This is a genomic window from Streptomyces sp. NPDC031418, from assembly GCF_055581605.1.
Window position 1 is genome coordinate 35765 of the sequence record NZ_JBVIJC010000005.1, and the last position, 13718, is coordinate 49482.

The window sequence follows — 13718 nt, forward strand, 5'->3', positions numbered from 1 at the left end:
ACTCAACCGCCCTCGTTCATCCGGGTGTTGATACGGGCGATCTCGGCCACCCAGGTCTGCCGCTCGGCGTGGGTGAGGTCGAGGATCTCCTCGCGCTGCCAGTGGAAGTGATAGGCGACGTACGCGATCTCCTCCCGGAGCCGGGGGAGCGCGTACGTCACGATTCCCCCAGGCGCCCACCCGAGAGGTCCACCTCGAAGGCGCCCTCGCAGTGCGGACAGGTCACCGCGGCACGGGTGTGCCCCTCACTGTTGACCCGGCGGTAGAAGTCCTGGAGGAACGCCACATCGGTGGCGTACATCCGTTCCACGATCCCCGCGTGCACATCGGTGATGGCGCCGAGCCGGGTGATCACCTGGCTCAGCAGCACCACGCTCAGATACGCCGGGTTCTCCTTGACCCGCAGATCGATCTGCGGCCGCAGCTCGTCGCGGGCGGTCGCCAGCCGCATCGCGCCGTGCCGGTGCAGGGTGCCCGCCTCGTCCACGTACCCGCGCGGCAGCTCGAACTCGAACTCCGTGCGCAGGCCGTGCTCCCGTGGTGTCGGGGAGGGGGTGGCGGCGGGCGGGGTGGGCGGCTGCTCGGCGGCCGGGGCGGGCGCCGTCGCCTCCAGGATCTCCTCCAGGCTGCCCGCCGTGACGGTACGGCGCCTCATTCGACGACGATCTCCTCGAACACGATCGTGACGGACTCGGTGGCCGCGGCCGACTCACCGGCCTTGAGGGACGGCCCCTCCCAGCGGGAGGCCCAGCCGTTCATCAGCTGGATACGGCGGACCGTCTCGCCCTTGCTGTCCTTGATCTCGATGGTCAGGTTCTGCCGGGCGGTGTCGACGGCACCGTTGTTGAGCGTTTCCTTGATCCACTTGGTGAACTCGCTGCTCTTGTCGAGTCCCCGGGTGATCGTGATCTCGCCGGCCTGGCGGGCGCCGGGCTGCTTGCGGATGATCTGCTTGCCCTCCGAGCTGACCTGCCGTACCTCGACGACCTCCTCCTCGACGGTCAGCCCGCTGATCTCCTGGATGGACTCCACCAGGTATCCGCCGAGCTGCACGCCGAAGACGTGGGTGGAAAGAGCATCGCCCTCTGCCATGACTGTCTGTCACCTTTCCTTGGCCGACCCGCGGGTCACTCGTCGATGAGGCTGGTGCTGTCGGAGAACTGGGCCAGCCGGAACACCACGAACTCGGCGGGCTTGACGGGGGAGACGCCGATCTCGCAGACGACCCGGCCCTGGTCGATGGAGGTCTGCGGGTTGTTGTCGCGGTCGCACTTCACATAGAACGCCTCCTCGGCGGTGCGGCCGAAGAGCGCGCCCCGGCGCCATTCCTCGGTGAGGAACGCGGTGACGTTGCGGCGGATGCTCGACCACAGCCGGTCGTCGTTCGGCTCGAAGACCACCCACTGGGTGCCCAACAGGATGGATTCCTCGAGGTAGTTGAAGAGACGCCGTACGTTCAGATAGCGCCAGGCCGGGTCGGAGGACAGGGTGCGGGCGCCCCAGATCCGGATGCCGCGGCCGGGGAAGGCACGCACGCAGTTCACCCCGATCGGGTTGAGCAGGTCCTGCTCGCCCTTGCTGAGCCGGATCTCCAGGTCCACCGCGCCCCGGATCACCTCGTTGGCGGGCGCCTTGTGTACCCCGCGCTCGGCGTCGCTGCGCGCCCACACACCGGCGATGTGTCCGCTCGGCGGAACCGTCGCGGTGCGGCCGGCCGCCGGGTCGAAGACCTTCACCCACGGGTAGTAGAGGGTGGCGTACCGGGAGTCGTAGCCGGCCTCGTCGTTGCGCCAGGTCCGCACCTGCTGGGCGGTGAGCCCGGGCGGGGTGTCGAGGACCGCGACCCGGTCGCCCATCTGCTCGCAGTGCGAGATGACCGCGAGCTGGACGGTGCGCACGCCCTCGGCGTCGATGTCACCGCGCTGGTAGGCGCCCATCAGGTCCGGGACCGCGACCATGGTGATCTCGTCGATGGCCTCCAGCCCGGCGAAACCGGTGCGGGCGGCGGCGTCGCCGACGTACTCGGCGGGGTCGGTCCGGGAGACCTCGCCGGCGGCGGGACCCGCGGGAGCGGCCGGCGCGTCGGGCACCGCCACCGTCTGGCTCGCGGGCCGGGCCGGGGCGGCGTCCTGCTGCTCGGTCACCTCGACCAGCCGGGAGGCGCGCAGCTGGGTGACCACGTACCCCTTGACGTTCTTGCGGGTGGAGACGTCGTACGACTCCACCACCTGGTCGCCCTGACGGACCAGCAGCTTGAACCGGTCCTCGGGCGGGTTCTCGCCGTCCGCGTCGGCGACCTCCACCGACACCCCGGTCGCGCCGGGCCGCGCCGTCACCAGGAAGCCGCCGAGCGCGACGGGCTCCGCCGCGCGGATCTCCCGGGGCCGCCGGCCGCCGTCTCCCGCGGCCTCGGAGCCGGCCCCGGGTCCGCCGATCCGCACCACGTAGGCCGCGCCGCCGCCGTTGGCGAAGTAGCCGTACACGGCGTGCGCGAGGTAGGCGCCCTCGACGAAGCCGCCGAACAGCTGGACGTACTGGTCCCAGGTGGTGACCAGGGTCGGTTCGTGGAACGGCCCGGTCCCGGCGAACCCGACGAACGCGGCGACGGCGGTGCCGACCCCCTCGATCGGGCGGGCACCGGACTGCACCTCCTCCACGTACACGCCCGGGGTGAGGTACGTCGGCATGCTCGCTCCTTTGTGGTCCAGCGTGGTCACCTGCGTCGATGCCGAGTCTCCGAGGCGGGTCGGGCGCGGCGACAGGTGCGCGGGTACCTCGCCGGGGGCAACCGCGCTGCCTTTCCGGACGCCCGCCCGGGCCGTCCGGGCAGCGCGGCCGCCGCGCAAGGAGCTCCGGGCGGCACTCGGCGGCGGATGTGTGCAGGACCGGCCGGAGGGCTGTGGTCAGCCCTCGCTCAGCACATCCCGGGTCCACGGGCCGAACTCGCTCTCCAGCACCAGCCGGCCGAGCTTGCGGTACTCCTGGGCCACCGCCGTCACCAACTGCCGCATGCCGAGCGGCTGTCCGGACTCCGCCGTGAGATAGGCGGCGGTCACCGCGCAGGCCCGGATGGAGCCGCCGGCCAGCTCGAAGCGGTCCGCGCAGAAGCCGAGGTCCAGATCGGCGGCGCGCGGCAGCCGCTGCCCGAGACACCGCTCCCACAGGGCCAGCCGCTGGGCGGCGTCCGGCACCGGGAAGTCCGCCACCACGTCGAGCCGCCGGGTGAACGCCTCGTCCAGGTTGGCCCGGAGATTGGTGGTCAGTACGGCGATGCCGTCGAACGACTCCATCCGCTGGAGCAGGTACGCCGACTCGATGTTGGCGTGCCGGTCGTGCGCGTCCTTCACCTCCGCCCGCTTGCCGAAGATCGCGTCGGCCTCGTCGAAGAGCAGGACCGCGTTGACCGCGGAGGCCTCGGTGAAGATCCGCTCCAGGTTCTTCTCGGTCTCGCCGACGTACTTGTCGACGACCGTGGACAGATCGACCACGTACAGGTCCATCCCGAGGTCCGCGGCGACCACCTCGGCGGACATGGTCTTGCCGGTGCCCGACTCGCCCGCGAACAGCGCGATCACCCCGCGTCCCCGGCCGCCGCCCGGACGCATCCGCCACTGCCCGAGCACCTGGTCGCGGTGGCGGGCGCGCACCGCGAGCTCACGCAGCCTGCGGTGGGTCGGCGCGGGCAGGACCAGGTCGTCCCAGCCGACGCCGGGCTCCACCCGGCGGGCCAGCCGGGCGAGCCCCGCGCCGTTCTGTGCCCGTACGGCGGACCGCAGGTCGTCGGCGGTGACCGGGCGGCCCGCCAGCGCGGCGGCGCGCACCGCGGCCCCGGCGGCGCGGCGCAGCTGCCCGCCGTCGAGACGGTGCGCGGCGACCGCCCCGGCGAGCGTCTCCGTGTCCCCGACGACGCTGGCGCCGGCCCGGTCCAGGGCGTGCCGCCAGCGTGCCGCCCGCTGTGCGGCGGAGGGCGGGCCGACCGGCAGGACGACCGGGGTGTCGACCGCCCACGCCGGGTCCCAGCCGTCCACCCCGTGGGTGAACAGCGGGATGCCGCGCAGTGCCGTGCACAACTCCCGCACCGCACCCGCCCGTTGGGACGGCTCCGGCGGCAGCGCCGTCAGCGGGCCGAGGACGACGCCCGCCCCGGTGAGCCGGGCCTCCAGCGCCGCCACCCGGGCGAGCACGGGCAGGTCGCCGGCCCGTCGGGCGAGTGCCGCCGCGTCGAGCACCAGCGGCCGCAGCCCGGCCGCCCGCAGCGCCGCGACGGCGAGGCCCTGCGGATCCCCGCCCCGATCCAGCAGATGCACGAACTCCGCCCCCGACCGAACGGCCGCAGCGGCCCGCCCCACATCCCCCGACTCCCCGCTTCCGGCTTCGGTCCCTGCCGGATCAGCGTCGACCACCTCTTCGAGGGAACCCTCCCCGTCCAGCACCCCCGTGAGCCGGGTGTCCGGGTGGGTGTCACCCAGCAGATGGGCGGTGACCCGGTCCGGGACGGTCAGGGTGCGGGACAGCACCGGGCGGTCCGGCTCGGTGATCTCCAGCAGGCCGTTCGCGATCAGGGGCGCCGCGGGGGAGAGCCGGAACCGGGCGGTCGACGCGGCGGCGCACCCGCACAGTTCCAGCGCCAGCCCGACCGTCGGCCGGCGGCGCGTCAGATCGTCGTTGAGATAGCCGTACAGGCGCTCGAACCGGGCGTCCAGATCGGGGGCCACCGCGACCAGCAGCAGATCCAGGTCCAGCGGCGACAGCGCGAACCGCGCGGCGAGCGTGCCGAGCACGGAGCCGGTCGGCGCGGGCAGCGGCGTGTGTCCCGGCAGGCCGGGGCCGGCCGGCGGGTCCAGGATCCGCTGCACTGCCTCGGGGGAGAGGTACTGGCCCCGGTACGGATCGTCGGGGTCGGGATCGACGGCGCGGCGGGCCGCGACGGCCTCCCGCACCCGCTCCTCCACGAGCCGCAGCCGCGCCCACAGCGGGTCCACGGAGACGGCCGTGCTCGCGTCGGCGAGGTCCGTCACGGCTGTCGTCCCCTCCGGCGCCGGGCGGGGGCCGGGCGGCGCTCGCGCGGGCTGCCGAAGCCGTCCCGGCCCGGGTCGCTCACGTCCCGGTACCGCAGCCGGCGTCCGGCCTCCGGATCGCCCGTCTCCTCGCCCCGCAGCCCGCGCCCCGCCTCCGGATCGCCCGTCTCCTCGCCCCGCAGCCCGCGCCCCGCCTCCGGATCGCCCGTCTCCTCGCCCGTCAACCTGCGTCCGGCCTCCGGATCGCCCGCCTCCGCATCGCTCTCCCCGGTGCGGTCGGCGGAGCGCATCACGAGGCCCTCCGTCACCGGTGGCGCGGCCGCCCTGCTCACCGCGGCGAGCGGGGCGCGCACCCGTACCCCGAGCGACGCCCGCAGCTCGCCGCCGAGCGCCGACCACACATCGCAGGCGGCGGGCGCGTCGAGTTCGGCGCCGGAGGTGTCCAGGGACACGGTCAGGCCGAGTTCCGCGAGCGTCCCGGTGAGCAGCCGCTCGGGCAGCGTGTCGGTGGCCACGAGCGCGGCCAGCACCTGCGAGAGCAGCCGGTGTTCGTCCTGCGGGCGGCTCGCCCACGCCGTGACCAGGTAGGTCAGCTCGAACCAGCGGGGCGGGGTGCGCCGCGCCACCACATACCCGTCCGCGTCGTACACCTCCCCCGCGCCGCTGCCGCGCCGGGACGTGTCCTCCCGGATGTCGTAGAGGAAGGCACAGACGGTGGGCGCGGTCCGGCGCGCCGCCCAGTCGCGGGTGGGCGCGTCGAGGACGACCTCGACGCCGGACGCCTCCAGCCCGGACTCGGCGAGCAGTCCGCGCAGTGCCTCGTCGACCTCGTGGATCACCGGCGGGTCACCTCGTCGGGCGGCTGCACGCTGCCGGTCACCACCAGGAAGTCCGTCTTCACCGGGGAGAATCCGGGGCCCCGCGCGGTGATCGTGCGCGGCCCGGTCTGGTCCTTGGCGAGGATGAGCAGCTGGCCGATGAACGTGCCGTCCGGCTTCGGCACGGTCGGTACGGCGGCCGCGGTGATCCCCGGCTTCCAGGTGAACCGCACGGGCACCCCGGGCGGGAAGTCCTTGCCGCGTACCGAGGTGACGAAGCCGGGCTTGCCGATCGGCGGGACGGCGACGATCCGCGGCTGGAGGATGCGCAGCGTCGTACGGGCCGTGTTGTCGCTCCGGTCGGCGTCCGTGCCGGTGGTGGTGAGGACGCCGGTGACGCGGCCGGTCAGCGCCCGGTCGGGGGCGAGCACCACCTGGACGACGGTCCGGCCGCCCGGTGCCAGGTCGGGCAGCGCGCACCTCCACGAGGTGTCGCAGCCCGGCGGGGGCCCGCCGTTCGGTATCCCGGCGGGCAGCCCGAGCCGCAGCCGCAGCCCGGTGGCGAGCGCGTTGCGCCCGTTGCGCACGGTGTACGTCACCACGACCCGGCCGCCGACGTAACCGGGGTTCGGCTGGGCGGTGACCTGCACCCCGGGTCCGGCCTTGGGCGCGGGCGGAGCCGGCGGCGCGGGCTTCGGCGTCGGCCTGGGCGACGGGGGCGGGGTCGGAGTCGGGTGCGGCGGGGTGACCGGGCGCACCGGCACCACGGTCCGGGCGGTGTTGTCGCCGGGCGCGGGGTCGATGACGCTGCCGGTGACCGACCAGTCCACCGGCTGCGCGCCGGGGGTGTGCCCGGTCAGGGTCACGGTCACCGGCACGGTCCTGCCGGGCGGCACCACCCCGAGGTTGCACTGGAGGGTGATGGCGGCACAACTGCCGCCCGGGAGACGTACCTTGGTGACCGTCACACCCGGCGGGGGAGCGATGGTCAGCCGGGTGCCGGGGGAGGCGGCCGGGCCGTTGTTGACCACGTCGACGCGGACGTCCCGGGCGGTGCCGACACGGGTCGAGGGCACCGCGACCGGGGCGTGCACGGCCAGGTCCACCGACTGCTGGACGCTCGGCTCCTTCTGCCGCCCCGGCAGCTCGGTCGTGATCGGTGACACGCGCCCGGTCCTGATGTTCAACCGGTAGAGCTTCTCGGGGCAGTTGACCGGCTGCTTTTCGCGGGCGGTGAAGACCAGGTTGGTGCCGTCCGCCTTCCAGGCCGCGTCGCGCGGCTGGTGCGGGCCGGTGACCGTGGTGTCCGGCAGCTCCCGGTGGCAGCCGTCGGCGGTGTTCCGCGCGGCCTCGGGCAGCAGCACCCGGCAGTCGGTGCCGGACACCGAGGTGAGCAGCAGGCCGTTGCGCTCGTCGACCAGGCCGCCGCCGTTCTTCCGGTTGAAGGCGATGAGACGGCCGTCCGGGGAGAAGGCCGGGCTGTCGTCGATGACCGCGCACGTGCCGGGGCAGATCGCCGAGCTGAGGTCCCGCTGCCGGTCGAGGGCGCTCACCGGCACGGTCCAGATGTGCTTGTTGCCGCCGCGCCCGTCGATCACCTCGTTGCGGGTGAAGGCGAGGGTGGTGCCGTCGGAGGACCAGGTCGGCTGGGCGTCGCCGCCGGTCTGTTCGCCGGCCGGCGGCACGATCTCGTGGACGATCGCGCCGGTTTCGGCATCGGCGATCAGGACGCGGCTGAGACCCGGGGCGGAACCGGAGCCGCCCGGCGAGATCCGGGTGAAGGCGAGGTACCTGCCGTCAGGGGAGAACGCCGGGTCGGTGTCCCGGTCCTGCGGCCCGCGTCCGGCCAGCGGCATCGCCATCTGGTGGGTGCCGTCGGCGTCGACCGTCCAGATCCGTTCGATCCGCCCGGCCGCCCCGTCCTCGAACCGGGTGACCACGATGCGGCGGCCGTCCGGGGTGTAGGTCTGCCGCTCGGTCCACGGGTCGTACCCGGCGGCCGGCTGGAACAGCGGGTCCTTGGCCGGGTCGGTGTTCGTGTCGGCGGCCGGGTCCTCATTCAGCAGGGTCAGCCCGAGGTCGCGCGGATCGCTGCCGTCCCGTCGTACGTCCTGGAGCGTCACCACGTGCGGGCCGAGCGCCGAGATGCGGTCCACCACCGCGTATCCGCCGGACGACGGGCCCACCCAGGTGGCCGTGCCGACCGCGCGGTCCTCGCTGAGCACCAGCTGAGGGGTGTCCGCGGAGTGCGCCGGCACCCGGAACACATGGTCCCAGTCGCCCTCGCAGGAACAGGTGCGGTTCGGGCTGAGGAACAGCACCCCGTCCCCGTCGGGCAGCCAGGTCGCCCCATGGGTCCGCCACTGTGCCTGCTCCCCCGCGAGGAGCGGCTGGTCCCCGCCCGCTCCGCCGGTCACCCGCAGCCGCGGACCGGTCGTCCGGTCGGCGGTGAAGGTGTACGCGACGAGGTCCCGGTGCGCCGCGTCGCCCACCGGGTTCCACACGGGCTCGGTCGCCTTGCCGCCGAGCGTCCCGGTGATCCGGGCCGGGGTGCCCCCGGTCAGCGGCCGGACATAGATCTGCGGCCCCGCCGCCGGATCGGCGTCGGCGGAGTAGGCGAGCCGCCGCCCGTCCGGCGACACGGTCGGACTCTCCTCGTCGTACGGCGTGTCGGTGAGCCGGGTCAGATGGGTGCCGTCGGTGTGCACCAGCCAGAGGTCGCGCTGCTTCCTGCCGTCCGGGCCGCCGGGCTCCGCCGAGTCGAACACCACCGCCCCGCCGTCCGGCGTGAGCCGTGGATGCGCCGCGTCCCGGCCGTCGGTCAGCTTGCGCACCGTCCCGTCCGGGGCCCGCAGATAGATCTGCGGGCGCTTGTCGTCGCGGCGGCTGGCGAACACCAGCGTCTCGCCCAGCGCCGACGGCTGGATGTCGAAGTGTGCCGGGCCCGTCCCGAACAGGGGCTCGCTGGACGTCGTCTTGACGACCCGGCCGAGGCTGCGGTGCGCGGTGCCCGCGTAGGCGATCCGGGTGGCGGACGCGTCGGCCGGCGCCGCCGCCGGCTGCGGTTCGGCGTGGCCCGGCCCCGAGGCCGCCGTCACCGCGCACAGCGGGACCAGCAGCAGCAACGACGCGCCGAACCTCCGCAGCCGGTGCCGTCCGCCGGGGTCAGCGGTGCCGTTCACGGTCCACCTCGCAGTCTCGGAACACCTGGGTGCGCCCCGCCACCCTGCCGCGCACGTGGCGTACGCGGCAGGGCGGCGGGGCCGTGCCGGAGGGAAGCGTGCCTGCGCTTTCGGGCAGCGCCCGGGTGACGGGCGGCCGTCAGATCAGCCCGTTGCGCAGCGCGTAGCCGACGGCGTGCGCCCGGTTGCGCAGTTGCAGGCGCGTGGTGATCTCGTGCAGCACGTTCTTGACGGTCCGTTCGGAGTACGCGGTCTTCTGCGCTATCTCGGCGGTGTCGAACCCCTCCGAGACCAGGCGCAGCATGTCGGCCTCGCGCGCGGTGAGCGTGGACAGGGACAGGGCGTGCGGGTCGAGCCCGGCGCGCTGGAGGCTGCCGACCTGCGCCAGCAGGGTGGCGAGCAGGTCACCGGGGAGCACTCCCTCCCCGTTGGCCAGCGCGAGCACCAGGTGCAGCAGCCGGTCCTGGTCCGCCTCGGCGCGCCGCAGCACCGCCGCGACACCGCACTCGAGCACCCGCTGGAGCGCCGCGGAGTCGAACGCGCCGGCGACCAGGCCGGTGCGGGTGGCGGAGCCGCGGTGTAACCGTTGCAGCAGGGCGATCACCTCGTCGTCCACGGCGTCGACGACCACGAGCGAGGTCTGCGCCCGGTCAGCCTCGGCCGCGCCGACCAGCTCCACCTCGGGGCGCTGCCGCAGCTGATGGACGATGCCGATGTGCAGGACCGGGTCCTGGGCGTAGACGGCCACGGTCACCCGACGCGGGCCGTCGGCCGGGGTGTGGGGGGACGCCGTACGGGCAGGTGTACCCGTGCGCGGCGTGCCGGTGGTCATGAAAGGAATGTCTTTCGTGGAGCCGGACATGGTGGATTACTCGTTTCCTGGACGGAGGCGGGAACACAAGGACACCGGGGGAACCTCCGCCGGCGGCGGTGCGCGCGCCGTGCACCGGCTCAACCAGCTGCCCGCACGGCCGAGTCGGCCTTGACCGCGCGGGGCACGGCGATTGCCCGGGTGTTGCCCTCGCGTCTCTCGTCGCGTCCCGCCCCCCGCCCTACGGTCGTGGCGTGACGCCATCTGCTGCCTCTTCCGGCCCCGGAGCCCCCGGCCTCGACATACCGGCCGTGACGGTGACGCCGGGCGGTACCGCCGCCACCAGCCTGACCGTCCGCAACGACAGCGACATCGTCGAGGCGTACGCGCTGGAGGTGGTCGGCGACTGCGCGCCATGGGCCACCGTGGAACCCGAGCGGGTCTCGCTCTACCCCGGCACCTCCGAGACGGTGACCATCCGCCTGAACCCTCCGCGTTCCCCGGAGGTCCGCGCGGGTGACGTGCCGCTGGCCGTACGGGTGCTGCCGGCCGAACACCCCGAGTCCGTCACGGTGCCCGAGACCACCGTGCACGTCGAGGAGTTCCACGAGCTGCGCGCCGAGCTGGCCCCGCGCCGCCGGCGCGGCTGGCTGCGCGGCCGCTACCGACTGGCGGTGCGCAACGAGGGCAACTCCCCGGCCCGGGTGTCCTTCACCCCGGAGCAGGCGGGGGAGGAGCTGCGGTTCGGCTTCACCCCGGCCGAGCTGACGCTGGAGCCCGGTGAGTCGGCGGAGACGCGGCTGCGGGTGCGCACCGGCAAGCCGGTCTGGTTCGGCAAGCCCGCGACCTGGCCGTTCACGGTACGCACCCAGGACGCCGGCGCGGTGGAGGCGGAGCGGGCCGGGACCGTCGTACGACCGCCCCTGGAAGCCGAGTTCGTCCAGATCCCGGTGTTCCCGAAGTGGCTGCTGGCGCTGCTCGCGGCGCTGCTCGCGCTGCTGCTGGCCTGGTTCGCGCTGGTCCGTCCGGCGGTGCGCAGCACGGCCAAGGAGGCCGCCGACGAGGTGGTGCACCCGAGGCCGACACCCGGCGCCCGGCAGAACGCCGGGGCGCCGGGTACCGGGACGGGCAACGGCTCGGCGGAGCAGCAGGGCGGCCAGGGTAAGGCGGCCGTGCCCTCGGGCGGCACCACGGGCGGCGGGAGCGGAGGCGGGAGCGGAGGTGGCACCGGCGGCGACGCCGGTCTCGCCGGTGGCCAGCAGAGCTCGGCCACCATCGATCTCCAGACCTCCGGCGGCCAGACGAAGACCGGCACCTATGTGGTGCCCGCCGGAAAGATCTTCGGGGTCACGGACCTGGTGGCCGCAAACTTCCAGGGCGACGAAGGGGTGATGACCATCAGCTTCGGCGACCGGAAGATCACCACGATCGCGCTGGAGACCTTCCGCAACCAGGACTACCACTGGGTCACCCCCATCAAGATCCCCCAGAACGCCACCGTCACCGTGAACGTCACCTGCGCCAAGCCGGGCACACCGGCCACCGGCCGGCAGGCACAGCAGTGCCACGAGGTGCTGAACGTGAGCGGTCTGCTCGGTGACACCCAGCGATGAGACGTATCGTTTCTCGAAACATCGTTCGCCTGGTGGGACACAAGAGAAAGAGGCGACTCCTATTCCGTCCGAAAAGTGCCGCGAATTGTGCCGGTGAACGTCACTTCTCCGGTGCGGACCGGGTACTGCGCCGCTCGCGCCGCTCGGCCCCCAGCCGGGCGAAGTGGTCCAGGAGGTCGGGGCGGTCGACCGCCGCGGGGTTGACGACCTGCTCGGCGGGAGCGCCCTGGAGGAGCCGCTTGACGGGGACCTCCAGCTTCTTGCCGGTGCGGGTGTGCGGGATCCCCGGCACGACGAGGATCTCGTCGGGGACATGGCGCGGCGAGGCCCCGGCGCGGATCGCCTCCCTGATCCGCTCGCGGAGCGCGTCGTCCAGGACCACTCCGTCGGCCGGCACCACGAACAGCGGCATCCAGTAGCCGCCGTCGGGCTCCTCCGCGCCGATGACCAGGGCCTCGGCGATCTCGGGCAGGCGCTCGACGGCGTCATGGATGTCGGCGCTGCCCAGCCGCACGCCGTTGCGGTTCAGCGTGGAGTCGGAGCGGCCGTGGACGATCACCGAGCCGTGCCCCGTGACCGTGATCCAGTCGCCGTGCCGCCACACACCGGGGTAGGTGCCGAAGTAGGCGTCGCGGTAGCGGGTGCCGTCCGGGTCGTTCCAGAAGTACAGCGGCATCGACGGCATGGGCCGGGTGACGACCAGCTCACCGACCCGGTCCACCACCGGCAGCCCCTCGGCGTCGTAGGCGGCGAGCGCCACACCCAGGTGGGGCGCGGACAACTCGCCCGCCCAGACAGGGGCGTTGGGCGCGCTGCCGACGAAGCCGGACACCACGTCCGTGCCGCCGCTGGTCGACGCGAGCAGGACGTGTGCGCCGACGTGGTCGCGCACCCAGGGGTAGGCGGAGGCCGGCAGGGCGGAGCCGGTGCAGCCGAGCACCCGTATGGACGACAGGTCGTGCCGGGACGGTTCGATGCCGGCCTTGGCCATGCCCAGCAGGTACTGGGGGCTGGTCCCGAACACCGTCACCCGGTGGCGCGCGGCCAGCTCCCACAGGACGTCGAGCCTGGCGGCGGGCGCCGGACTGCCGTCGTAGGTACACGTCGTGGCGCCGGTCAGCAGGGCCGAGACGACCATGTTCCACATCATCCAGTTGGTGGTGGTGTACCAGAGCAGACGGTCGCCGGGGCCGACGTCGGAGTGGAGAGCCAGGGTCTTCAGGTGCTCCAGCAGGACGCCACCGTGGCCATGGACGATGCCCTTGGGCCGGCCGGTGGTGCCGGACGAGAACACCACCCACAGCGGGTGGTCGAACGGCACCGGGGTGCAGACGAGTTCCTCGCTCCGGGTGGAGGCCTCCTCCCACGGCACCACGAGGGAGGGGCCGTCGGCCTCGGGCCAGGGCAGGCCCACGTGGCCCACCAGCAGCGTCGCCTTCAACGTCGGGAGCGACCGGGCGAGTTCGAGCGCGGCCTCCCGGCGGTCGTGGATGGTGCCGTTGAAGAGGTAGCCGTCGGCGGCGACCAGGACGGTCGGTTCGAGCTGGGCGAAGCGGTCGGCGGCGGCCCTGGGGGCGTAGTCCTGGCCGCAGACCGACCAGACGGCGCCGAGACTCGCGGCGGCCAGGAACGCGACGATCGCGTGCGGGGTGTTGGGCAGGTACCCCACGACCCGGTCGCCCTGCCCGACGCCCAGCTCGCGCAGGGTCGCGGCCACCGAGGCGACCTGGGAGCGCAGCCGGGCCCCGGTCACCTCGTGTGCCGAGCCCGTCTCGTCGAGGGCGATGACCGCGACGCCGTCGTCGGCATGCGGGCGCAGGGCGTGATGGGTGTAGTTGAGGGTGGCGCCGGTGAACCAGCGGGCACCCGGCATGGTCTCCTCGGCCAGCACCTGCTCGTACGGCGTCTGCCCGTCGATGCCGAAGTAGTCCCACACCGCGGCCCAGAAGCCCGCCAGGTCGGTCACCGACCAGCGGTGCAGCGCGGCGTAGTCGGTGCCGTCCATCCCGGCGTGACGGGCGAAGTCCGCGATGCGGCTGGCCGCGACGGTCTCCGGATCGAGGGTGAAGAAGGGGGCCGGTGCGGTCATCGTGCGGTCTCCTCGTCAGGTTCTCGGCAGCGTTGCCCGGGGGTCCGTGCGGTGTGCAGCTGGACCGCCCGGTCGGCGGTCGCGGTGGAATCGTGCCCGCCGGACGGGAGGACATCCCTCACGACCCGGTCCGGCCGCAGCAGCGGGGCGTCCGCCCGCCCCTCGCGCAGCCAGGCTCCACTTCTGA

General features: G+C 73.7%; 10 protein-coding genes. 1 reads left to right on the plus strand and 9 read right to left on the minus strand.

Annotated features, from left to right (window positions below; genetic code table 11):
• Positions 1-2: 2 nt before the first annotated feature.
• From ACZ5CZ_RS07925 to ACZ5CZ_RS07960, 8 genes are all read right to left on the minus strand, one after another.
• Positions 3-161 (minus strand): DUF6760 family protein, encoded by a 159-nt coding sequence (locus ACZ5CZ_RS07925; protein WP_385846286.1) that lies wholly within the window; start codon positions 159-161, stop codon positions 3-5.
• Positions 158-655, minus strand: a complete 498-nt coding sequence (locus tag ACZ5CZ_RS07930) for a hypothetical protein (protein WP_385846287.1) — start codon at positions 653-655, stop codon at positions 158-160. Before ACZ5CZ_RS07930 ends, ACZ5CZ_RS07925 begins: the two co-directional genes overlap by 4 nt.
• Positions 652-1092, minus strand: a complete 441-nt coding sequence (locus tag ACZ5CZ_RS07935; RefSeq protein ID WP_385846288.1) for a phage tail protein — start codon at positions 1090-1092, stop codon at positions 652-654. The genes ACZ5CZ_RS07930 and ACZ5CZ_RS07935 overlap by 4 nt, the downstream gene beginning before the upstream one ends.
• Positions 1093-1127: 35 nt before the next feature.
• Complete coding sequence (locus ACZ5CZ_RS07940; RefSeq protein WP_385846289.1) at positions 1128-2687, minus strand: phage tail sheath family protein; 1560 nt, start codon at positions 2685-2687, stop codon at positions 1128-1130.
• A 216-nt stretch (positions 2688-2903) separates the two neighbouring features.
• A complete protein-coding gene (locus ACZ5CZ_RS07945; protein WP_468940247.1) occupies positions 2904-5018 on the minus strand; it encodes an ATP-binding protein in 2115 nt (704 codons plus the stop codon).
• A complete protein-coding gene (locus ACZ5CZ_RS07950) occupies positions 5015-5857 on the minus strand; it encodes a Pvc16 family protein (RefSeq protein WP_468940250.1) in 843 nt (280 codons plus the stop codon). Before ACZ5CZ_RS07950 ends, ACZ5CZ_RS07945 begins: the two co-directional genes overlap by 4 nt.
• Positions 5854-9018 (minus strand): hypothetical protein, encoded by a 3165-nt coding sequence (locus ACZ5CZ_RS07955; protein ID WP_468940253.1) that lies wholly within the window; start codon positions 9016-9018, stop codon positions 5854-5856. Before ACZ5CZ_RS07955 ends, ACZ5CZ_RS07950 begins: the two co-directional genes overlap by 4 nt.
• 139 nt (positions 9019-9157) lie before the next feature.
• A complete protein-coding gene (locus ACZ5CZ_RS07960; protein WP_468940255.1) occupies positions 9158-9850 on the minus strand; it encodes a helix-turn-helix transcriptional regulator in 693 nt (230 codons plus the stop codon).
• Between the two features lie 233 nt (positions 9851-10083).
• Here ACZ5CZ_RS07960 and ACZ5CZ_RS07965 point away from each other — a divergent pair, with 233 nt between their 5' ends.
• Positions 10084-11442: a COG1470 family protein gene (locus ACZ5CZ_RS07965; RefSeq protein ID WP_468940258.1), complete on the plus strand. Its 1359-nt coding sequence runs from the start codon at positions 10084-10086 to the stop codon at positions 11440-11442.
• Between the two features lie 100 nt (positions 11443-11542).
• Here ACZ5CZ_RS07965 and ACZ5CZ_RS07970 read toward each other — a convergent pair whose 3' ends face one another.
• The gene (locus ACZ5CZ_RS07970; protein WP_468940261.1) at positions 11543-13531 is read right to left on the minus strand and encodes an acetoacetate--CoA ligase; all 1989 of its coding nucleotides are present in this window, start codon (positions 13529-13531) and stop codon (positions 11543-11545) included.
• Between the last annotated feature and the right edge of the window lie 187 nt (positions 13532-13718).

Coding starts and splice junctions, on each gene's coding strand:
- ACZ5CZ_RS07930 (WP_385846287.1), bottom strand. CDS start 655: ATGAGGCGCCGTACCGTCACGGCGGGCAGCCTGGAGGAGATCCTGGAG.
- ACZ5CZ_RS07935 (WP_385846288.1), bottom strand. CDS start 1,092: ATGGCAGAGGGCGATGCTCTTTCCACCCACGTCTTCGGCGTGCAGCTC.
- ACZ5CZ_RS07940 (WP_385846289.1), bottom strand. CDS start 2,687: ATGCCGACGTACCTCACCCCGGGCGTGTACGTGGAGGAGGTGCAGTCC.
- ACZ5CZ_RS07960 (WP_468940255.1), bottom strand. CDS start 9,850: ATGACCACCGGCACGCCGCGCACGGGTACACCTGCCCGTACGGCGTCC.
- ACZ5CZ_RS07970 (WP_468940261.1), bottom strand. CDS start 13,531: ATGACCGCACCGGCCCCCTTCTTCACCCTCGATCCGGAGACCGTCGCG.